Below are 19,971 nucleotides of genomic sequence, written 5' to 3' on the forward strand. Positions count from 1 at the left end.
CCGGAACCCGCCCCCGCCGACCCAGCCGGCCCTGCCGCCCCAGCCAGCTCCGCCGACCCCGACTTCGCCGGCCCAGCCAGCTCCGCGGGCCCTGACTTCGCCAGCCCTGACTCCACCGATCCGGCCGGCTCCACCGAACCCGGCCCCACCGGCCGAACGGCCTCTGCCGCCCCCCGGCCGCGCTCGACCCGCCCGTCGCCAGGCCCACCAGCACGACGCGCACCGCTCGGAACTTCCGGCGACCCGGCAGCACGTCGCCCGGCGCCGGTCTGCCCACCCCGGGAGCCGCCATCACGCCGCGCCCCACCGGGCCCGCCTCGCAACCCACCGTCACGCTGCGCCGCGACCGGCCCGCCCCGCGACCCAGCATCACGCTGCGCCGCGACCGGCCCGCCCCGCGACCCAGCATCACGCTGCGCGCCCCGCGGCGCCGACTCACGCTGCGACCCGGCCTGACCGGTGCGCGAGCCGCCTTCGCCGCGCCGCTCGGTGCCGCCTCGGCCGGCCCCAGAACCACGACCGGCCGAAGAGCCACGACCCGCCACAGCGCCACGGCCACCGGCGGAACCGCTACCGCCCGCGGAACCGGAACCGCGCTGCGCGCCGGAACCGCGGCCGTCGCCGGTCGCTTCGGTACGGCGGGCCGCTCGGCGTTCCTGGCGGCGCAGCTCGTTGCGTTCGCCGGCGGTGAGCCGGCGTTCGGCCGCACTGAGCCGGCGTTCGCCGTCGGCTCCCGCTCCTGACTGGGTCACGCCGCCCCTCCCCACGTGCCGATCTTGATGACGTTCGAACGGCTCAGCGGGACGGGTCGGACGACAACCTCACAAGAATGCGTCCGGGAAGCCGACAACGGCAGGCTCCCGGGCCGGGCGACGGGGAAGGGCGGCACGTCGAAGTCGGTCATTCGGTGACCGTGCCGAGCAGGGAAGCGTCGGGGGCGGCCACGTGGATGGGCGCGCGGGTCGCGAGATCGCGTACGGCGGCGTGGCCGGCGCCGTCGAGCTGGGAGGCCTCGGTGACGACCGCGGCCGCTTCGATGGTGACGGCGCCGGACGAGACGGCCAGGGCGACGGCCAGCTGCAGCGCGGTCACCGAGAGGCTGGGCAGCGAGACGGTGGCGCCGTTGTAGGTGCGGCCGTCCTGGTCCCGTACCGCAGCACCCTCGACCGCACCCACCCGGGCGCGTGCGCTTCGGGCCAGGGTGACCAACTTGGTGTCCTCGGCGCTCAGGGCGCCGCCGTCGGTGGCCGGCACGGTCGCGCCGGCGAAGGTGGGGTCAGGCATCCGCGGTCAGTCTTTCCTCGGTCTCGGATTCTCCGGATTTGTCGGAGTTGTTGGTGGGCTCGTCGGAGTCGGCGGGCTGTTCGACCCGGCGCACCAGCACCGAGTCGATCCGGTTGCGCCGGCCCGTGGTGCCTTCGGCGATCAGGTGCAGGCCGCCCACATCGACCTGCGCGCCGGGGATCGGCACCCGGCCCAGCGTCTGCGCGAGCAGGCCGCCCACGGTCTCGACCTCGTCGGCGGGCAGCTCGACGCCGAACAGCTCGCCCAGGTCCTCGATCGGCAGGCGGGCGGTCACCCGCACCGCGCCGTCGTCGAGGTGTTCTACCGGCGGGCGCTCGACGTCGTACTCGTCGGTGATCTCGCCGACGATCTCCTCGAGGATGTCCTCGATCGTGACCAGGCCGGCCGTTCCGCCGTACTCGTCCACCACGATCACCAGGTGGGTGCGCGCCGCCTGCATCTCGGAGAGCAGGTCGTCGACCGGTTTCGACTCCGGCACGAAGGTGGCCGTACGCATCAACTCGGCCACCGCCTGCGCCGTGGCCGCCGGGTCGCCCGACTGGGTGCGGCGGATCACGTCCTTGAGGTAGAGCACGCCGAGCACGTCGTCGACGCTCTCGCCGATCACCGGGATGCGGGAGAAGCCGGAGCGCAGGAACAGGTAGAGCGCCTGCTGGAGGGTCTTCGGCGCCTCTATCCACACCATCTCGGTGCGCGGCACCATCACCTCGCGGGCGATCGTGTCGCCGAGGGCGAACACCGAGTGGATCATCTCGCGTTCGCCGTGCTCGACGACGCCGCGCTGCTCGGCGAGGTCGACGAGCTCACGCAGCTCGACCTGGCTGCCGAACGGCCCTTCCGGGAAACCCCGGCCGGGCGTCACGGCGTTGCCGATCAGGATCAGCAGCGACGCGAGCGGATTGAGCACCTTGCCGAGCCAGCGCACCAGCGGCGCGGCGGCGCGGCCCACGGCGTACGCGTGCTGGCGGCCGACCGTGCGCGGCGCGACCCCGACGACCACGAAGCTGACCAGGGTCATCGCGCCGGCCGAGACGAACGCCGCCTGCCAGCCGATGCCCCAGCTGTCCACCGCGACCAGGGCGATCATCACGGTCGCCGAGAGTTCGCAGAGCAGCCGCAGCAACAGCAGCAGGTTGAGGTGGCGCACCACGTCCTGGGCCACGGCGGCCAGGGCGGCGGCGCCGCGCTCGCCCTCGCGGGCCATCTCGGCCGCGCGGGCGGCGGACACGGTGCCGAGCGCCGCGTCGGCCATCGAGGCGAGCCCGGCCAGCAGGACCAGGACCACCGCGAGGGTGATCAGCTGCACGTCCGGCAGACCCGACGAGGCGGAACCGGCCGCCAGCAGAGGAGCGGGGTCCACGGAGATCAGCCGGCTGTCCGGCCGGCGCGCCAGCTCTGCAGCAGACGGTTCTGGAGCGCGAACATCTCGCGCTCCTCCTCCGGCTCGGCATGGTCGTAGCCGAGCAGGTGCAGGGCGCCGTGCACGGTGAGCAGGTGCAACTCGTCGGCGGCGCTGTGCCCGGCCGCGGCGGCCTGTTTCCCGGCCACCTCGGGGGCGAGCACGATGTCGCCGAGCAGGGCCGGCTCACCGGAGCCGGCCTCGCCCGGACCGTGGTCGACGCTGCCCTCGTCCATCGGGAACGCGAGGACGTCGGTGGGCCCGTCACCACCCATCCAGCGGTGGTTCAGCTCGGCCATGTAGTCGATGTCGACAAGCAGGATCGACAGCTCGGCGAGCGGGTTGACCCCCATCTCGTCGAGTGCGTACCGGGCCACCGCGAGGATCGCGTCGGTGTCGACCTCGACTCCCGACTCGTTGGCGATCTCGATGGACATGTGGTGCTCAGTACCCCTTTTGATTAGCGCCGACGCCCGGTGCGGCCGCCGGATGCGGCCCGGCCCGGAACGGCGTGGACGGATTGGGTGGCGAGCTGTTCCTGCTCGGTGTCGTAACGCTCGTAGGCGTCGACGATCTCGGCGACCAGCCGGTGCCGGACGACGTCGGCGCTGGACAGCTCCGCGAAGTGCACGTCCTCGACGTTCTGCAGGATCTGCCGCACGATGCGCAGCCCGCTGGTCGTGCCGCCGGGCAGGTCGACCTGCGTGACGTCACCGGTGACGACGATCTTGGCACCGAACCCGAGCCGGGTCAGGAACATCTTCATCTGCTCGGGCGTGGTGTTCTGCGCCTCGTCGAGAATGATGAACGCGTCGTTGAGGGTGCGACCACGCATGTAGGCCAGGGGCGCGACCTCGATCGTGCCCGCCGCCATGAGGCGCGGGATCGACTCGGGGTCGAGCATGTCGTGCAGCGCGTCGTAGAGCGGACGCAGGTAGGGGTCGATCTTCTCGTTCAGCGTGCCGGGCAGGAAGCCGAGTCGCTCGCCGGCCTCGACCGCCGGGCGGGTGAGGATGATCCGGCTGACCTGCTTGGCGGTCAGTGCCTGCACGGCCTTGGCCATGGCGAGGTACGTCTTACCCGTACCGGCCGGGCCGATGCCGAAGACGATCGTGTTCTGGTCGATCGCGTCGACGTAGTGCTTCTGGCCCAGCGTCTTGGGGCGGATGGTGCGCCCGCGCCGCGACAGGATGTTGAGGGTCAGCACCTCGGCGGGCCGCTCGGAGGTGTTCTCCTCGAGCATGTGCGCGGTGCGCCGCACGGAGTCGACGGTGAGCGTCTCACCCTTCTCGATGAGCTCGATGAGCTCGGAGAAGAGTCGCTCGGCGATGGCGTTCTCGGCCGGATCACCGGTGATGGTGATCTCGTTGCCGCGAACATGGACGTCGCTCGCGAGAGTTCGCTCGATGAGCCGCAGGATCTCGTCCTTGGCACCCAGCAGGTTGACCATGATCTTGGGGTCGGAAACCGAGATCTTGGTCTGCACCCGCGCCGCGCCGCTGGAGCCCGCGCTGGAAGGGTTCGGCGTACCGGTCATAGGGCGGCCGTAAGGCCTCCGCACCTGCTCTCGTTCTTGGGCGTCACCCGGGGTGGGCGGCGTGCGTAAGGATCGTGCCATCGTATCCGCTACGCCGCCCGACCGCCGATGCCATTTACTCCGAGCCGTCGGAGGCGAGACCCCCGTCGAAGGCGTCCTGCAAACGGGTGAACCGGTAGGTCGCCCAATGCATCGACGAGACCGCGCCGCTCGCGTCCCGGGTCAGCCGCAGTTGCTCCCCGGCCTCCCGGCCGGACACCGTGCGAAGCACGTCGGGCTCACCCGGCCGTGGCGCGAAGATCGACGGCGGCGCGTCCGCCGGCGCCTCGGCGACCCGGGCCTGCAGCGCGCCGTCGTGCCAGGAGAAGACGAAGGGCGAACCCTCACTCCACCACAGGCCGAGCACCGAGCGGTATTCGCGGGGCGCCGGCGGGGCGGGGCGCCACTGGCGGATCTCGGCCGGGTCGAGCTCGACGGCGAGCCGCAGCAGCTCGTGCGCCAGTTCGATGGTCTCGCCGGCGGTACCGGCGGAGCCGAGCACCGCGACGCCGAGCCCGTCGGGGGTGTCCTCACCGCCGCGCCGGCCGTGCACGCCGGCGAGGAAGCCGGGCATGGCGCCGTTGTGGCCGATGTGCATGGCGCGCTTGCCCTGCGGGGCGAGCATCAGCCCGAGACCGAAACCGCCGGCCCAGACGTCCTCCTCGCGGGTGGTGTGCGGCCAGCGCATCTCGTCGAGGGTGGCGGCGGCGAGCACCTTGCCGTCCGGGTCGACGGTTTCCGGCGACACCAGGAACGACGCCCAGGTGGCCTGGTCGGCGGCGGTGCTCCAGAGCTGGGCGGCGGGTCCGGCGCCGGCCGCGTCGAGGTTGGGTTCGGGCCGGGCGGCGTCGGAGTACGCGTCGACGACGTAACCGACGGCCGCCTGCGCGGGTGGCCGCACCGTGGTGGCGTGCAGGCCGAGCGGTTCCAAAACGCGGTCGGTCAGCAGCCGCTCCCAGGTGGTGCCGTTGAGGTGGGCGGCGAGCTGGCCGAGCACGGCGAACGCGAGGTTCGAGTAGTGGAAGCGGCGCGCGTTGGGCAGCACCCGCTCGGCCTTGCCGAGGTCGGCGATCAGCTCCGCGGCGGACGGTGAGACGAGGGTGTCCCACAGGTCGCCGAACGGCTCGCGCTGGAACCCGGCGGTGTGCGAGAGGAGCCGGCGGACGGTGGCGTCGCCGTGCGCGGGCACGTCGAGGTAGGCCGAGATCGGCTCGTCGAGGTCGAGCAGGCCGTCGTCGCGGGCCTGCATGACGAGGACGGCGGTGAAGGTCTTGGTGACCGAGCCGATCCGGAAGCGGGTGTCGGGGCTCAACGGGAAGTCGGCGTTACCGGAATCGCCGACCGTGAAGATCCACGGTTCGCGGTCGGCCCGGCGCAGCGCCACCGACAGGGCCGGGACGCGGCCCGTCGCCTGGGTGCGGCGGGCGGCCCGCTCGTACCGGGCGGACGCGCTCACCGGGGGGCCAGCATGGGACCGAGCGGCGCCCCGCCGAGCACGTGGGCGTGCACGTGGAACACCTCTTGGCCGGCGTACCCGCCGCTGTTGAAGAGCAGGCGGAAGCCGTCCGCGCGCAGGCCCTCGGCCTCGGCCACCGCGGCGGCCGCGGCCAGCAGGTCGGCGGAGCCGGCCGGATCGGCGGTCGCCAGAGCGACCACGTCGGGGTGATGGTCCTTGGGGATCACCAGGACGTGCACGGGCGCCTTGGGGTCGATGTCACGGAACGCGAGGGTGGTTTCGGTCTCGTGCACGACCGTCGCGGGAATCTCACCGGCCACGATGCGGCAGAACAGGCAGTCGTTGTCCACCTCGACGATCTTAGGGTGGGCGTATGAGTACGCGAGCGATGCCCGATGTCGACCACCTGTTGAACCAACTGAGCCTGGCCGAGAAGGTCTCCCTGCTGGCCGGGCAGGATTTCTGGTCCCTGCCCGCGATCGAGCGGATCGGACTGCGTTCGCTGGTGATGTCGGACGGCCCGATCGGCATCCGGGGGGTCGGCTGGGCGCCGGACGACCCGTCGGTGGCGCTGCCGAGCCCGACCGCCCTGGCCGCGGCCTGGGACCCGGAGCTGGCCGAGACCGCCGGGCGGTTGCTCGGCCAGGAGGCCCGGCGCAAGGGCGTGCACGTGGTGCTGGGGCCGACCGTCAACCTGCAGCGCACCCCGCTGGGCGGCCGGCACTTCGAGTGCTACTCCGAGGATCCGCTGCTCAGCGGCGAGATCGCGGTCGGTTTCGTGCGGGGCGTGCAGCGGCTCGGGGTCGGCACGACGGTGAAGCACCTGGTCGGCAACGACTTCGAGACCGACCGCATGGAGGTCGACGTGCGGATCGGTGAGCGGGCGCTGCGGGAGATCTACCTGCCGCCGTTCGAGCGGGTCGTGGCGGCCGGCGGGTGGGGCGTGATGAGCGCCTACAACGGGGTGAACGGCGCCCCGATGGCGGCCAACGGCCGTCTGCAGGACGAGGTGCTCAAGCAGGAATGGGGCTTCGACGGGGTGGTCGTGTCGGACTGGCGGGCCGCCCGCTCGACGGTCGGGGCCGCGCTGGGCGGCCTGGACATCGCGATGCCGCAGCTGGAGAACCCGTGGGGGCAGGCGCTGGTCGACGCGGTCAACGCGGGCGAGGTGCCGCCGGAGGTGGTCGACGACAAGGTACGCCGGGTGCTGCGGCTGGCCCGGCGGGTCGGGGCGCTGGGTGACGACGTACCGGCCGACCTGGACGAACTGGCGGAGCTGGACGGGGAGGCCGTCGCGCGGGAGCTCGCGGCCCGGTCCTTCGTGCTGGTCCGCAACGAGAACTGGACCCTGCCGCTGGAACCGGCCGGGCTGAGCCGGGTCGCGGTCGTCGGCGCTCTCGCGATGGACGCCCGGGTGCTCGGCGGCGGCAGCGCCCAGGTCTCCCCGCCGCACGCGATCTCGCCGCTGGACGGCCTGCGCCTGGCCCTGGGCGGCACCGACGTCGAGTACGCGGTGGGCGCCGACCCGCGCCCGTTCCTGCCGGCCCTGCACCGGCCGGCCACCGTGACGATCGCCGACCACGAGTTCGAGGTGGAACCGGCGGCCGTGCGGTGGATCGGCTCGCTGCCCGGCGGCCTCGACCCGGCCGGCGTCGACGGCCTGCGGCTGGCCACGACGTTCACCCCGGACGCCGACGGTGAGCACACGTTCGCGGTCTCCGGGTTCGGCACCTTCCGGCTGACGATCAACGGCGACGAGAAGTACGCCGGCACCCTGCACCCGCCCGGCACCGGCCGCGCCGACCTGCTGCTGTCCCCGCGTGAGCAGCGGGTCACGGCCGTGCTCACGGCCGGCGAACCCGCCGAGATCGTGCTCGAGCAGACCATCGTCCCGGGGGCCGGGCACTCCGTCGCCACCACGCTGGGTCACCGCCCGCCGTCGCCGGACGAGGACGGGATGATCGAGGAGGCGGTCGCCCTGGCCGCCGTGTCCGATGTGGCGGTCGTCGTGGTCGGCACCACCGAGCAGGTCGAGTCGGAGGGCTTCGACCGCACCTCGCTGGCCCTGCCGGGCCGGCAGGACGAGTTGGTGTCCCGGGTGGCCGCGGCCAACCCGCGCACGGTGGTGGTGGTCAACGCCGGTTCACCGGTGCTGATGCCGTGGGCCGACGAGGTGGCGGCGACGCTGCTGACCTGGTTCCCCGGCCAGGAGGGCGGGGCCGCCCTGGCCGACGTGCTGCTCGGGGTGACCGAGCCGGGCGGCCGGCTGCCGACCACCTGGCCGCGCCGCGAGCGGGACTGCCCGGTCCTGGAGATCGCCCCGAAGGACGGCGTGGTGGCCTACGACGAGGGGGTGTTCGTCGGCTACCGCGGCTGGCTGCGGCAGAAGACGGCGCCGCTCTACGCGTTCGGCCACGGACTCGGCTACACGACGTGGCACTACGAGGAGATGACTGTCGACGCGACCGAGGCGGTGGTCACGCTGCGCAACGCGGGCGCGCGCTCCGGGCGAGAGGTGGTGCAGGTGTACGTCGCCCCGGTCACGCCCGACGACCGGCGCCCGCCGCGGTGGCTGGCCGGGTTCGCGAACGTCGCGGCGCACCCGGACGAGACCGTGACGGTGCGGATCGCGCTGCCCGCGCGCACATGGACGATCTGGGACGGGGGCTGGCGCACGATCCCCGGCGACTACCGGGTGATCGCCGCGCACGCCGTCGACGACGACCGGCTGACGGCCGTGGTGACGATCTCCTGAGCACCGGGACACCGGAGCCGGGCGGGCCGGGCGGCGGCTAGAAGCGCGACTGCCAGGCCCGCCACAGCTCGGCGTACCGGCCGCCGGCCGCCACCAACTCGTCGTGGGTGCCCTCCTCGAGCACCGCGCCGTGTTCGAGGACGACGATGCGGTCGGCCGAGGCGGCCTGGGTCAGCCGGTGCGCAACCAGCAGGGTGGTGCGGCCCTTCGTCGCGGCCAGCGCCGACTCCTCCAGGGTCCGCGCGCCGGCGCTGCCGGCCTCGGCGGTGGCCTCGTCCAGGATGGCCACCGCCGGGTCGAGCAGCACGAGCCGGGCCAGCGCGAGCTGCTGGCCCTGCGCGGCGGTGAGCGGATGACCGCCCTCCCCGACCAGGGTGTCGAGGCCGTCGGGCAGGGCGCGCGCCCATTCCAGCGCCCCGACCGTCTCCAGGGCCTCGCGCACCAGCTCGGCGGAGGCCTGGGGGCGGGCCAGCCGGACGTCCTCGATGAGCGGCCCGGCGAACACGTGGGTCTCCTGACTGATGATCGCCACGACACCGGGGGCCAGCTCGTCGACCGGGATCCCGCCGGCCGAGGCCGTACCGCATCGGGGGCGCAGGATGCCCGCCGCGATGGACGCCACGGTGGTCTTGCCGGCCCCGGTGGAACCGACGAGCGCGACCCGCTCGCCCGGCGCCACCCGCAGGTTGACGTCCTGCAGCACCGGCACCCGCTCGTCGTAGGCGAAGCCCACGTTGGTCAGCGTCAGGTCGGTGCGGTCCAGCCGGACGGTGCCGGCCGGCACGATCTTGAGGGTGCCGACCCCGACGAGCCGGGCCAGTCCCGTGCCGGCCTCCTGGATCTCGTCGAAGGTGAACAAGATCATGCCGATCGGGTTGAAGAGCCGGTGGAACAGGACGGCCGTGGCCGCGGTCTCGCCGACCGTGACCCAGCCGGAGCGCACGAACCAGAAACCGGCGACCAGGATCGTGCCGAGACCGACCAGCTCGGCCCGGTTGATCCGCCCGACGAAGCGGGTGAACAGGGTGAACACCCCGATCGACAGGTCCCGGGCGTGGGCCGAGGCGGCGTCGATGCCGGTGAGGTGCCGCTGTTCAAGGCGGTACGCATGGACCGTGCGTACCCCCTGCAGGCTTTCCATCAACAATTGGCTTCGATCCGCCACGGCGGTGCGTTCCCGGGCGTACACCGGGGCGGACCGCGGGAGGTACCAGCGCAGCGCGACCAGATAGAGCGGCAGCGAGGCGAGGCCGGCCAGGCCGAGCCGCCAGTCGAGGCCGAACATCGCGGTGACGCTGAGCGCCCCGAGCAGGGTCGCCGAGATGACGGTGGGCAGCACCTCGGCCGCCGCGGCACCGATCGCCGCCACGTCGGCACCGACCCGGGACAGCAGGTCGCCGCGCCCGGCCCGGTCGAGCACGGTGGCGGGCAGCCGCAGCGCGACGCCGACGGTCTGTTCGCGCAGCGCCGCCAGGATGCGCTCGCCCAGCCGGCTGACCAGAGTGGTGGTCGCGCCGGTGGCGATCCCGCCGATCACCGCGGCCACCCCCACGACGGCTGCGATCGGCACCAGCGACGACGGTGCGGCGCCGTCGCGGACCAGGTCGACGAGCTTGCCGAGGGCGGTCACCGGCACCACCGACGCGGTCGCGGCGATGAGCCCGGCGGCACCGGTGACGGCCAGTTCGAGACGGCGCGAGCGCAGCTCGGTGAGCAGCCAGCGGCCGGTCTGCCGGGGCGTGGCCACCGGCAGGCCGGTCATCGCAGCACCGCCGCGCGGTAGGCCGGGTCGAGCGCGGCCAGCGACGCGTGGGTGCCGGTGGCGACGATCCGGCCGTCGCGCAGCACCACCACCCGGTCGGTGACGGCGAGCAGGGCCGGGCTGGTCGTGACGATCAGCGTGCCGAGCCCCGAACCGGGACCGTGCCGCAGGTCGCGGATGCCCCGGGCGATCGCGTGCTCGGTGACCGCGTCGACGGCGGTGGTCGGGTCGTGCAGCACCAGCAGTTTCGGCCGGGCGAGCAGCGCCCGGGCGAGGGCGAGGCGCTGCCGCTGCCCGCCGGAGAGGGCCGACCCGCGCTCGGCGATCGAGTGGTCGAGTCCTTCCGGGTGGGCCCGCACCACGTCGTCGGCGGCCGATGCCCGCAGCGCCTCGGCGAGCTCGTGGTCGGCGGCCAGCACGATGTTGTCCCGGATGGTGCCCGAGAACAGCTCCGGGTGGTGCGGGGCGACGAGCACGTCCGGCGATCCGTCGTCGTACAGCTGCACGATCGTGGCGGCGTCGGTCTCGGCGACCACCCCGAGGCATTCGCCGGCGGCGGGCCGGATCGGTGGCGTCCCGGTCGGCGGCGGGGCGGGGGTGCTGCCGAGCAGCTCGGCGATCCGGTCGGCCGAGGCCCGCGCGGTCGCGATCCAGCTCGGCGCGGCCGACAGCGCGCCGAACGGCTCGGTCAGGAACGCGGCGAGCCCGATCACGGTGATCAGCTCGCCGGGGCTGATCCGGCCGGTCAGCGCGAACCAGCCGGCCAGGATCGCGATGCCGCCGGCGAGCAGGGTGCTGACGCTGTTCGAGGCGGCCAGGAACACGCCCTGGGTGCGGGCGGCGGCCAGGGTGGCGCGCAGCGACTCGTCGCTGACCTCGCGGTAGCGGGCGTCGGCGGCTTCCTGCGCGCCGATGCCGCGCAGCGGCCGCAGCCCGGTGACGAGGTCGGTGGCGAGCGACGAGGCGCGCCCGGCGACCTCCTGCCGGGTGGCGACACGCCGGGTGATGCCGGGTGCGGCGCGCTGCAGCGCGATCAGCACGAGGGGGGTTCCGATCAGGACGACCAGGCCGAGGGGTACGGAGATGAGGCAGAGCCCGACCGCACTGACGGCCGTGGCGACCAGCGCACCGACGATCCGGGGCACGTAATCGAGCAGGTACGACGCGTGGTCGGCGTCGGTGGTGGAGATGGTCAGCACGTCGCCCGTACGCACCTCGGCCCGCGGGTCGAGCACCTTCGCGGCGACTTCGAGCCGCAGCGCGTGCGACTCCTCGGCGAGGGCCCGCATGAGTTGCCGGGCACCGTTGCGGTACGCCGTGGTGAGCAGCAGGTAGAGCCCGCAGAGCAGCCCGATCCAGGTGATCAGCCGGGCCGGCGAGCCGGTCGCCACGGCCAGGTCGACGGTCTCGCCGATGACGATCGGCACGACCGCCTCACACGCCTGGTGCAGGGCGATCAGCAGGCAGCCGGCGAGCAGTCGCCAGCGGTGCCGGACGACGGCCCGCCACCGGATGTTGATCCGTGCCGACACCACCGCCTCCTCATCGGCCGCGGTCCGCGCTGAATCGGGTTCTGCTGCGGGAACCGGGCACGAACCACCAAATCTGCCACGGCGCTCCCGGCCGCGGCGATCGACGATTGCGGCAGGAGTCCGAGCCGTTTGGCCCCCTGGTTCGCGGGCTCGCCGGGCGCCGTCCGCCCTGTGTCATAACTCTCTGTAATGTCAGCCGGATTGACTCTGCGTAGTTTCTGGCTAAAGTCGGATGAGTCCGATTCACCCGATACGCCAGGCTAGGAAGAGTTCAGATGTCGCTTGCGCTCCCGACCACCGCCACTGTCCGTGACGACGCCGTCGCCCTCGACTCCGCCGCGTACCGTGACCTGGCACCGATGATCACCCGGCAGCGCCTCGTGGTGGAGGGCTACCCGACGTTCGTGATCACCGACGAGCACATCAAGGACTATCTGTCCAAGCTCTCCGTGGTGACCGACATGATCACGCTGATCGAGCCGGTGACCCACGTCAGCGACCTGTACGGCTGGGCCGGCTGGATCCACTGGGAGACCTCGGGCGCGCACTTCTACTCCTGGGAGCGCCCGCTCTCCTTCTTCAGCGTCGACATCTACACCTGCAAGGCGTTCGACCCGGCCAAGGTCGTCGAGTTCACCGAGCAGTACTTCCGGACCACCGAGATCGTGGCGAAGGAATTCTGAGCATGACGTACGAGCTGTCCCCCGCCACCGTGCGGCAACGCACCGCCGCCGCCCTCGACGCCCACCACTCCACCGCCCGGTTCGTGGCGCTGGCCGTCGGCTCGGCCTCCGCCATGGCCGACGTGGCCCGCGACCTCGAACGGCAGGTCTTCGACCAGGCGTTCGGCAACGACACCGCCGCGATGACCGCCGAGTACCGCCGCTACGAGGACGATTCGCTGTTCTTCATCGTGCTCGACCGCCGCACCGGGATGCCGGCCGGCGCCGCCCGGGTCGTCGACGGCGGCGGCAAGACCCTCGACGACGCCCCCGGCCTGATCGGCGTCCCGCTGGCCACCGTCGTCGCCCGGCACGACCTGGCCCACGGCCGGATCTGGGACTTCGCGACGCTCGCGGTGCTGCCCGCCTACCGCGGCGGCACGGCGGGACCGGCGGTGAGCTCGCTGCTCTACCGCACCTTCCTCAACGCGGGCCGGCTTGCCGGCGTACGCCATGTGGTGGCCATGCTCGACGCCCGCGCCCACCGCAACCTCAAGCTCCTCGGCGTCCGATTCTCGCCGCTCGCCGGCTCGGCACCGTTCGCCTACCTCGGCTCGCCGTCGACCGAGGCGCTGCACGTCCCGTTCGACGAGATCCTCCCGTCGCTGGCCCGGCAGGCCGCGCGGCTCGGCCGGCGCGGCGCCGAGCACGACGGCGAGATCCGCGGCAACATCCTGCGCCGCCTGGTCATCCGCCACGTCGCCGCCCGCATCGCCACCGGCGACGGCCTCGACGAGCACATCACGCTGCCCGGCCTCGACCGCCGCGAGCTGATCCGCCGGCGCTGACCCACCCCGGCGGCCCTACCGCGCCGCGGCCTGAGGTCACCAGCGGCCTGAGGTCACGCGGCTTGCCGTCACCAGCGGCCGAGGCGGGCCGACAGCACGGCGAGTGCGGCGACGCCCGCCGTCGAGGTGCGCAGCACCTCGCGGCCCAGCCGCACGGCGGTCGCCCCGGCGTCCTCGAAGGCGGCCCGCTCGGCGTCGCTGATGCCCCCCTCCGGGCCCACCACCAGCACTATCTCGCCCGATACCGGCAGTTCGGCGGTAGCCAGCCGCTCGGTTGCCTCCTCGTGCAGCACGAACGCGTGCCCACCCAGGCGCGCCGCCACCTGCTTCGTCGAGCAGTCCGGATCGCCGCCCACCAGCGGCAGCCACGACCGGCGGGCCTGCTTGGCGGCCTCCCGGGCGGTCGCGGCCCACTTGTCCCGGGCCTTGAACCCGCGGTCGCCGCGCCACTGCGCCACCGACCGCGACGCCGCCCACGGCAGGATCTCGTCGACCCCGATCTCGGTCATCGCCTGCACGGCCAATTCGCCCCGGTCGCCCTTGGCGATCCCCTGCACCACCACGAGCCGCGGGTCGGGGGCCGGCACCAGCTCGCGCCCGGTGATCCGCACCTCGACGCTGCCCTTGCCGACCGTGACGACCTCGGCGGTCGCGCTGCCGCCGCGCCCGTCGGCGAGGATCAGCGCCTCACCAGCCCGCAACCGCTGCACGGTGGCGGCGTGATGGCCCTCCGGCCCGTCGAGGGTGCAGGTCGGGCTTGCCGGCAGGTCGTCGACCAGGAACAGGGGTGCGGACATCCCGGGACCCTATCGTCAGCTGCCCGGGGGCGGCTGGAAACTCTCCACGATGGTGTGGAAGCGCGGCAGCTCGACCGCCCAGGTCGCGACCGGCACCTCCCAGCGGATCCGGTAGAACTTCCCGTTCGCGAGGAGAATCCGCTGGATGCCGTGCAACTCGCCGCCGAGCAGGCTGTTCGAATATTGATATTCCCAGTCGGCGGTGCCGTCCGGGTTCGCCGAGAGCCGGAACCGCCGGTAACCGCCGGCCGCCCGAATCGCGGACTCCGCCTCGGCGAGCGTCCCGAGCAGGGTGCGGCCCCCGAGGTCGCCGGCTTCGATGTCGAGCTGGGGCTGATCGAGCCGGCCACCGGCGGTCACGTCACCCGACGCCGCGAGCTCGTTCGGCAACATCACCCGCGAGCCGCCCGGCGACGAGTACCAATACCAGCCGCCGGGGGGCGCCGCGCTCGCCGCCGAGGCCGGGATGCCCGCCTCGTCGTCCGGGTGGAGCAACGCGACCACGGCGACCAGCACGCCCAGCACACCGACGAGGGCCGCGATCATCGCGAGCCGGCGCCGGCCCCGGCCCGGCTTGTCGTCAGCGCGGGCCGGGGCCTTCGCCGGCGGCAGCTCCGGCCGGCCGGCCGGCTGACCGGTCACCGCCCGCAGCGCGTGCTCGACCATCGGCGGCTCCGGCCGGTCGGCCGGGTTGCGGCTCAGCAGCGCCACGATCACCTCGGTGAGCGGCCCGGCCCGGGCCGGCGGCTCCGGGGTCAGTTCGCTGACCGCCTGCAGCGTCTCGGCGGTGGTGGCCCGCACGAACGGCGGCCGGCCCTGCACCGCGTGGTAGAGCGTCGCGCCCAGCGACCACAGGTCGGACTCGGGCAGCGCGATCCCGTCGAGCAACCGCTCGGGGGCCAGGTATTCCGGCGAGCCGAGGACGATGCCGGCGAGCGCACGCACGCCCTCGGACGTGACCGCCGGGCCGAAATCGCTGAGCATCACCCGGCCATCGGTGGCGATCAGCACGTTCGACGGTTTCACGTCGAGGTGGAGCAGTCCGGCGCGGCGCACCGCGAGCAGGCCCTCGAGCACCGCCAGGCCGATCCCGGCGACCCGGGCCGGCGGCAGCGGGCCGGACTCGTCGAGCACCTGCTGCAGCGAGTGCGACGGCACGAACTCCAGCACGATCCAGGGCGCGTCGTCGTCGTGCAGCACGTCCAGCGTGCGAACCACGTTGGGATGGTCGACCAGGGTGAACGAGCGCGCCTCGCGGGCGGTCCACACCCGGAAGACGTCTTCCTCGTCCGGGGTCAGGCCGGCCGGCAGGGTGCACTTCTTGAGGGCCACCGGGCTGTCCTCGAGCTCGTCGCGCGCGAGCCACACCCGGCTCATCCCACCGTCGGCGAGCGGGTGGAGGACTCGGTAACGCCCGGCGACGAGTTGTCCGACCGTCACCATCAGGCCACCTCGAAGAATCGCGAACTGTCACCCGGACCCCGGACGGTAGCGCAGAAACACACCGTACGGGGGGCGTCGCTCTCCGGAATTGCGCCCCACGCCGGGCGCCGGTCACGACTCGTCGGCGGCCCGGTGCCGGCGGGACTGCTCGCGCACCCGGGACAGGGCGGAGTCCCAGGCGTCGGGCGGGGCGTCGACCGCACGGCCGCCGGTGTAGTAGTCGCCGTGCGTGATCACCGCCCAGGCGAGGGCGGCGAGCGCGGCCAGCGACAGGATCACCTGAAGACCCTGGGCGAGGTCCTCCAGCCACGGATACCAACTCGGGTAGAGCAACGCTTCCACCTGCGGGATCCGGTCGCCGATCACCGAGCCGTGGAGCTTGGCGAAATAGTCGGCCAGGGTGTGCGACTCGGTCGAGTCGGCGCCCACCCCGATCAGGCCGGCCAGGGCCGCCACCACCCCGCCGACCACGGCCCAGGTGCGGGCCCAGAGCCGGCCGCGCAACAGCCAGATGCCGAACGTCGCGTAGGCCAGGCAGAAGAGGCCGAGGAAGATCAGCTCCCACGCCCCCTCCTCGTGTCGCAGCAGGGCGGGCGGCGTGATGCCGTACTCGTTGTTGATGCCGTCGAGCACCGTCCTCAGCTGTTTCGCCTCCCCGCTGCCGAACCAGCGCAATTCCAGGATGCCGTCGAGCACGAGCAGCAGCCCGGCCGGCGCCAGGGCCAGCGTCAGCAAGGCCGCCGCTCGTACGATTCTCGGCTTGTCGGTCCCCGTCATGCCGCGGATGCTAGACCCGCACCGCGGCAGACTTCATCCCCAATTCTGCGGAGCGGGCTGCGCCGTGGCCACGTTCACCCGGTTGAAGAAGTTGGTGGTCGCGATCCACAGCACGATCGCCGCCAGCTGCTTGTCGTCGAAGTGCGCCGCCGCCGCGGCCCAGACGTCGTCCGGCACCGGGTCGGGCCGGTCGGCCAGCCGGGTCGCCGCCTCGGCGAGGGCCAGGGCGGCCCGCTCGGCCTCGGTGAAGTACGGCGTCTCCCGCCACACCGCGATCGCGAACAGCCGTTCCTCGGTCTCGCCGCTCTGCCGGGCGCTGCGGGCGCCCGAATCGACGCACGGCGCACACCCGTTGATCTGGCTGGCCCGCAGGTGGACCAGCTCCAGGGTGGCCGGCTCGACCCCGGCCGAGTGGGCCTGTTGGTAGAGCACGTTTATCGCCTTCATCGTCTCCGGCAGCAGGCTGGCCGGGTTCTCGATACGAGCCTGCATGTTTTCTCCCTCCGGCGCCGTCACATCGGCGCGCTCTGGTCCGTCGGTGGGGTGACGAAGATGGAAAGGTGGATGTGACCGATGTGGCGTAGGCAACAGGACGACGTGCTGGCGGCCCGCTTCGAGGCGAACCGGCCCCGGCTGCGGGCGGTGGCGTTGCGGATGCTCGGCTCGGCGGCCGAAGCCGACGACGCGGTGCAGGAGGCGTGGCTGCGCCTGAGCCGCACCGACCAGGACGGGCTCGACAACCTCGCCGCGTGGCTGACCACCGTGGTCGGCCGGATCTGCCTGGACATGCTGCGCCGGCGCACGTCGCGACGCGAGGACTCGTTCGAGTCGGAGCCCGCGGCCGCCGCCGCCGACCCGGAGCAGGAGGCGCTGCTGGCCGACTCGGTCGGGCTCGCCCTGCTGGTCGTGCTGGAGACGCTGACCCCGGCCGAGCGGCTCGCGTTCGTGCTGCACGACCTGTTCGCCGTCTCGTTCGAGGAGATCGCCCCGCTCGTCGGCCGTTCCCCCGACGCCGCCCGGCAGCTGGCCAGCCGCGCTCGGCGGCGGGTGCGGGCGGGTTCGGACGCCGAGGCGCCGGCCGGCCGGGCGGTGGTGGACGCGTTCCTGGTCGCGGCCCGGGGCGGTGACCTGGCCACCCTGCTGACGCTGCTCGACCCGGACGTCGAGATGCGTGTCGACGAGGTGGTGCGGAACCGGGGCGCGGAGTCGGTGGCAGCGTTCTTCGACGGTCGCGCCCGGACCGCTCGCACGGCGCTGGTCGACGGCCGGCTGGGCATCGCAGTAATGGCCGGCGAGCAGGCGACGGTGGGCGAACAGGTGACGGTGGCGGCCCGGGTGACCATAGTGGACGGTCGGATCGCCGGGCTCGACGCGACCACCGACCCGGCCGAGCTGGCCGGCCTGGCGGTCACGCCGATCTAGGCCGGCCTGGCGGGCACGCCGAACTGGGCCGGCCGAGCGCCGACAACCGGCCCGGCGATCGGTCAGAGGGCCAGCACGATACGGCCGGCCGTGTCGCCCACGGCCTGCCGGGACCACGCCTGCTCGACATCGGCGAACGGCACCACCTCATGCGTCACGGTGAGCCGGCCCTCGGCCGCGTACGCCGCGATCTCGGCGACTCGGCCCGCTGCGCCGTGGACAGCCCGTTGTTGGTGTAGCCGAGGATCCGCAGGGCGCCGCCGCGCAGCGTGGCCGAGTCGATCGGGGCGGTCGGCGACGCCGAGCTGCCCAGGTTGACCAGGCGGCCGCCGGGCCGCAGCACCCGCAGCGCGGCTGCCGCCGGCACCCCGAAGACCGGGTCGAGCACCAGGTCGACCGGGCCGGACACGGCGCGCAGCCGGTCGGCGAGCGACTCCGGGTCGTCCGCCGGCCGCAGCTCGACCGCCTCGTCGGCACCGAGCCGCCGGACCTGCTCCCGAGCTTGCGCCGAGCGGCACACGGCGATCACCCGGCCGGCCCCGCAGAGCCGCGCCAGCTGGACGGCGGCCTGACCGACCACTCCGCCGGCGCCGAGCACGAGCACCGTCTCGCCCGGGGTGAGGCCACCGGTGCGGGTCAGCGCCGAGTGGGCGGCCACCGCGGACAGGCCGAGGGCGGCGATCAGCGGCAGCGGCACGCCCCGCGGCAACGGCACCACGTCGGCGAACGGCACCGTGACGAGGGCGGCCATACTGCCGTCACCCGGTCGCATCCCGGCCGAGGTGGCGAACCAGACGGGCGTACCGTCCTCGCGGTAGCCGACCCCCTGCACCCCCGGCACGTACGGCGTGGCCGGCGTGCCGAAATAGCTGGTGCCGGAGGCGCACAGCAGGTCGAGCGGGGTGATCGGCGCCGCCGCCACGGTGACCGCGACCTCGCCCGCGCCCGGCTCCGGCGCCCGCCGCTTCGCCAGCTCCGGCGGCCGGCCGCAGACACGCAGCACGGCCGCGGGGATCATGTCGCGATGTCCGGGTACGGCATGGCGAAGTGGGCCATGCGGGCGCCGTACGCCTTCTGATATTCGAGGGGTTCGTTGTTGTCCCGTTCGAACATGGCGATGAAGAGCGTCAACGTGAGGAACGGATGCGCCCCGAGCTCGAAGAGCTTGCAGTGATCGTGATCGATCAGCGCCGCCCGCTCCTCGGCGGTGAACCGCAGCCAGGTGGACGCCTCGTCGGTGTGGCAGTTGAGCAGCGTGTTGGCCACTGTGGACTCCCACCAGGTGACCAGTTCGTGCGGCTCGGAGCGGTAGCGCTCGACCAGCGTGGGGTCGCGGTCCACCGTGAACAGGAACTTGTTCAGCAGGTACTTGCTCATGCCGGCGCTCCGTTCGGATACCAGGTGAAGTACGCCTCCATGGTGTGGAACAGGTCGAGCGTGTCGACGTAGTCGGCCTTCGCCCCCGCCCCCGCGACGCCCATCATCAGCATGAAGTCCATGAAGCCGTGGGTCGCGTTGCCCGGCGAGTGCAGGCTCTCGAGCGACACCTCGCGCAGGCAGTTGTCGATGTCGCCGGTGGCGATCCACTCGACGGCGCGCCTGTCGAACTCGGGGTCGGGCCCGTGCGGACCGAACTGCCGTGGGCCGCCCAGCTCGAGCGACAGGTGCCCGGTGCCGATGACCGCGACCCGCAGGTGCGACGGCCACTGTTCGACGATCTGCCGGATCGTCTCGCCCAGCTTGACGAAGCGGGACGGCTGCGGCAGCGGCGGCGCGAAGATGTTGGTGTAGATCGGCACGATCGGCAGGTCCGCCTCGGGCCGCAGCGTGATGATCGGGCAGGTGACGCTGTGGTCGATCCGCAGCTCGTTGCTGAACGCCAGGTCGAAACCGGCGTCGAGCCCGGCCCGCAGGATGTGCGCGGACAGGTCTTCCTGGCCCTTGAGCAGCATCTTCGGCAGGCCGAACTCGCGCTCCTCGTTGTACCAGTTGGCGTCGTAGAACGGCGCCTTGCCGACCAGGAACTGCGGCATGTTGTCCAGCCACAGCTGATGGAAGTGGTCGGAGCCGACCATCACGAGGACGTCGGGGTTGGCCTTGGTGAGCGTCTCGCGGAAGGCGGTGATCTTCCGGACCCACTCGTCGGCGAACGGCGGCCGGTCCTCGCCGGTGGCCGTGCTGGCCTTGTAGTAGAAGGGGTGATGGGTGGAGGCGATGACCGCGACGATGCTGGCCAT

The 19,971-nt window shown here is 73.0% G+C and carries 19 protein-coding genes; 4 read left to right on the forward strand and 15 right to left on the reverse strand.

Features of this window, described 5'->3' with window-relative positions:
* Window positions 1-900: 900 nt before the first annotated feature.
* The 6 genes from Afe05nite_RS32625 to Afe05nite_RS32650 form a co-directional block, all read right to left on the reverse strand.
* Entirely contained in the window at window positions 901-1,284 is a 384-nt protein-coding gene (locus Afe05nite_RS32625) for a cytidine deaminase-like protein (protein WP_203821115.1), read from the reverse strand.
* The gene (locus Afe05nite_RS32630) at window positions 1,277-2,671 is read right to left on the reverse strand and encodes a hemolysin family protein (RefSeq protein WP_203821183.1); all 1,395 of its coding nucleotides are present in this window, start codon (window positions 2,669-2,671) and stop codon (window positions 1,277-1,279) included. The genes Afe05nite_RS32625 and Afe05nite_RS32630 overlap by 8 nt, the downstream gene beginning before the upstream one ends.
* A complete protein-coding gene (gene ybeY, locus Afe05nite_RS32635) occupies window positions 2,671-3,141 on the reverse strand; it encodes an rRNA maturation RNase YbeY (RefSeq protein WP_203821116.1) in 471 nt (156 codons plus the stop codon). Before ybeY ends, Afe05nite_RS32630 begins: the two co-directional genes overlap by 1 nt.
* A gap of 23 nt (window positions 3,142-3,164) precedes the next feature.
* Window positions 3,165-4,241 (reverse strand): PhoH family protein, encoded by a 1,077-nt coding sequence (locus Afe05nite_RS32640; protein ID WP_203821117.1) that lies wholly within the window; start codon window positions 4,239-4,241, stop codon window positions 3,165-3,167.
* 115 nt (window positions 4,242-4,356) lie between these two features.
* Entirely contained in the window at window positions 4,357-5,736 is a 1,380-nt protein-coding gene (locus tag Afe05nite_RS32645) for a serine hydrolase domain-containing protein (RefSeq protein WP_203821118.1), read from the reverse strand.
* The gene (locus tag Afe05nite_RS32650) at window positions 5,733-6,086 is read right to left on the reverse strand and encodes an HIT domain-containing protein (protein WP_203821119.1); all 354 of its coding nucleotides are present in this window, start codon (window positions 6,084-6,086) and stop codon (window positions 5,733-5,735) included. Before Afe05nite_RS32650 ends, Afe05nite_RS32645 begins: the two co-directional genes overlap by 4 nt.
* A gap of 23 nt (window positions 6,087-6,109) precedes the next feature.
* Here Afe05nite_RS32650 and Afe05nite_RS32655 point away from each other — a divergent pair, with 23 nt between their 5' ends.
* On the forward strand, window positions 6,110-8,491 hold the full coding sequence (locus Afe05nite_RS32655; RefSeq protein ID WP_239118355.1) for a beta-glucosidase H: 2,382 nt from the start codon (window positions 6,110-6,112) through the stop codon (window positions 8,489-8,491).
* A gap of 37 nt (window positions 8,492-8,528) precedes the next feature.
* On the opposite strand, the gene Afe05nite_RS32660 is transcribed toward Afe05nite_RS32655, so the two are convergent.
* Window positions 8,529-10,253 carry an ABC transporter ATP-binding protein gene (locus Afe05nite_RS32660; RefSeq protein WP_203821120.1) on the reverse strand — a complete coding sequence of 575 codons (1,725 nt, stop codon included), beginning with the start codon at window positions 10,251-10,253 and terminating at the stop codon, window positions 8,529-8,531.
* Window positions 10,250-11,785: an ABC transporter transmembrane domain-containing protein gene (locus Afe05nite_RS32665; protein ID WP_239118356.1), complete on the reverse strand. Its 1,536-nt coding sequence runs from the start codon at window positions 11,783-11,785 to the stop codon at window positions 10,250-10,252. Before Afe05nite_RS32665 ends, Afe05nite_RS32660 begins: the two co-directional genes overlap by 4 nt.
* Before the next feature lie 275 nt (window positions 11,786-12,060).
* On the opposite strand from Afe05nite_RS32665, the gene Afe05nite_RS32670 reads away from it, so the two are divergent.
* Window positions 12,061-12,468, forward strand: coding sequence for an S-adenosylmethionine decarboxylase (locus Afe05nite_RS32670; protein ID WP_203821121.1), 408 nt, complete (start codon window positions 12,061-12,063; stop codon window positions 12,466-12,468).
* A gap of 2 nt (window positions 12,469-12,470) precedes the next feature.
* A complete protein-coding gene (locus Afe05nite_RS32675) occupies window positions 12,471-13,295 on the forward strand; it encodes a hypothetical protein (protein ID WP_203821122.1) in 825 nt (274 codons plus the stop codon).
* Between the two features lie 68 nt (window positions 13,296-13,363).
* Here Afe05nite_RS32675 and Afe05nite_RS32680 read toward each other — a convergent pair whose 3' ends face one another.
* The 4 genes from Afe05nite_RS32680 to Afe05nite_RS32695 form a co-directional block, all read right to left on the reverse strand.
* Window positions 13,364-14,092 (reverse strand): 16S rRNA (uracil(1498)-N(3))-methyltransferase, encoded by a 729-nt coding sequence (locus Afe05nite_RS32680; RefSeq protein ID WP_203821123.1) that lies wholly within the window; start codon window positions 14,090-14,092, stop codon window positions 13,364-13,366.
* A 15-nt stretch (window positions 14,093-14,107) separates the two neighbouring features.
* Entirely contained in the window at window positions 14,108-15,535 is a 1,428-nt protein-coding gene (locus Afe05nite_RS32685; protein ID WP_203821124.1) for a serine/threonine-protein kinase, read from the reverse strand.
* A 111-nt stretch (window positions 15,536-15,646) separates the two neighbouring features.
* Window positions 15,647-16,312, reverse strand: a complete 666-nt coding sequence (locus Afe05nite_RS32690) for a hypothetical protein (protein WP_203821125.1) — start codon at window positions 16,310-16,312, stop codon at window positions 15,647-15,649.
* A gap of 33 nt (window positions 16,313-16,345) precedes the next feature.
* Window positions 16,346-16,804 carry a carboxymuconolactone decarboxylase family protein gene (locus tag Afe05nite_RS32695; protein ID WP_203821126.1) on the reverse strand — a complete coding sequence of 153 codons (459 nt, stop codon included), beginning with the start codon at window positions 16,802-16,804 and terminating at the stop codon, window positions 16,346-16,348.
* 81 nt (window positions 16,805-16,885) lie between these two features.
* Here Afe05nite_RS32695 and Afe05nite_RS32700 point away from each other — a divergent pair, with 81 nt between their 5' ends.
* Window positions 16,886-17,734, forward strand: a complete 849-nt coding sequence (locus tag Afe05nite_RS32700; RefSeq protein WP_203821127.1) for a sigma-70 family RNA polymerase sigma factor — start codon at window positions 16,886-16,888, stop codon at window positions 17,732-17,734.
* A gap of 154 nt (window positions 17,735-17,888) precedes the next feature.
* Here the strand turns inward: Afe05nite_RS32700 and Afe05nite_RS32705 are convergent, their stop codons facing one another.
* Genes Afe05nite_RS32705 through Afe05nite_RS32715 form a run of 3 tightly spaced genes read right to left on the reverse strand, consistent with a single transcriptional unit; the run spans window position 17,889 to window position 19,971 of the window.
* Entirely contained in the window at window positions 17,889-18,752 is an 864-nt protein-coding gene (locus Afe05nite_RS32705) for a quinone oxidoreductase family protein (RefSeq protein ID WP_239118357.1), read from the reverse strand.
* Complete coding sequence (locus Afe05nite_RS32710) at window positions 18,749-19,111, reverse strand: hypothetical protein (protein ID WP_203821128.1); 363 nt, start codon at window positions 19,109-19,111, stop codon at window positions 18,749-18,751. Before Afe05nite_RS32710 ends, Afe05nite_RS32705 begins: the two co-directional genes overlap by 4 nt.
* Window positions 19,108-19,971, reverse strand: a complete 864-nt coding sequence (locus tag Afe05nite_RS32715; RefSeq protein ID WP_203821129.1) for a DODA-type extradiol aromatic ring-opening family dioxygenase — start codon at window positions 19,969-19,971, stop codon at window positions 19,108-19,110. The genes Afe05nite_RS32710 and Afe05nite_RS32715 overlap by 4 nt, the downstream gene beginning before the upstream one ends.

The organism is Paractinoplanes ferrugineus (assembly GCF_016862195.1).
Lineage (GTDB): Bacteria > Actinomycetota > Actinomycetes > Mycobacteriales > Micromonosporaceae > Actinoplanes > Actinoplanes ferrugineus.

Excerpts from the sequence above, each read along its gene's own strand:
- Afe05nite_RS32710 (WP_203821128.1), bottom strand. The coding sequence starts at position 19,111 with ATGAGCAAGTACCTGCTGAACAAGTTCCTGTTCACGGTGGACCGCGAC.
- ybeY (WP_203821116.1), bottom strand. The coding sequence starts at position 3,141 with ATGTCCATCGAGATCGCCAACGAGTCGGGAGTCGAGGTCGACACCGAC.
- Afe05nite_RS32670 (WP_203821121.1), top strand. The coding sequence starts at position 12,061 with ATGTCGCTTGCGCTCCCGACCACCGCCACTGTCCGTGACGACGCCGTC.
- Afe05nite_RS32640 (WP_203821117.1), bottom strand. The coding sequence starts at position 4,241 with ATGACCGGTACGCCGAACCCTTCCAGCGCGGGCTCCAGCGGCGCGGCG.
- Afe05nite_RS32655 (WP_239118355.1), top strand. The coding sequence starts at position 6,110 with ATGAGTACGCGAGCGATGCCCGATGTCGACCACCTGTTGAACCAACTG.
- Afe05nite_RS32685 (WP_203821124.1), bottom strand. The coding sequence starts at position 15,535 with ATGGTGACGGTCGGACAACTCGTCGCCGGGCGTTACCGAGTCCTCCAC.
- Afe05nite_RS32660 (WP_203821120.1), bottom strand. The coding sequence starts at position 10,253 with ATGACCGGCCTGCCGGTGGCCACGCCCCGGCAGACCGGCCGCTGGCTG.
- Afe05nite_RS32705 (WP_239118357.1), bottom strand. The coding sequence starts at position 18,752 with ATGATCCCCGCGGCCGTGCTGCGTGTCTGCGGCCGGCCGCCGGAGCTG.
- Afe05nite_RS32695 (WP_203821126.1), bottom strand. The coding sequence starts at position 16,804 with ATGCAGGCTCGTATCGAGAACCCGGCCAGCCTGCTGCCGGAGACGATG.
- Afe05nite_RS32625 (WP_203821115.1), bottom strand. The coding sequence starts at position 1,284 with ATGCCTGACCCCACCTTCGCCGGCGCGACCGTGCCGGCCACCGACGGC.
- Afe05nite_RS32680 (WP_203821123.1), bottom strand. The coding sequence starts at position 14,092 with ATGTCCGCACCCCTGTTCCTGGTCGACGACCTGCCGGCAAGCCCGACC.
- Afe05nite_RS32690 (WP_203821125.1), bottom strand. The coding sequence starts at position 16,312 with ATGACGGGGACCGACAAGCCGAGAATCGTACGAGCGGCGGCCTTGCTG.
- Afe05nite_RS32715 (WP_203821129.1), bottom strand. The coding sequence starts at position 19,971 with ATGGCCAGCATCGTCGCGGTCATCGCCTCCACCCATCACCCCTTCTAC.
- Afe05nite_RS32700 (WP_203821127.1), top strand. The coding sequence starts at position 16,886 with ATGTGGCGTAGGCAACAGGACGACGTGCTGGCGGCCCGCTTCGAGGCG.
- Afe05nite_RS32675 (WP_203821122.1), top strand. The coding sequence starts at position 12,471 with ATGACGTACGAGCTGTCCCCCGCCACCGTGCGGCAACGCACCGCCGCC.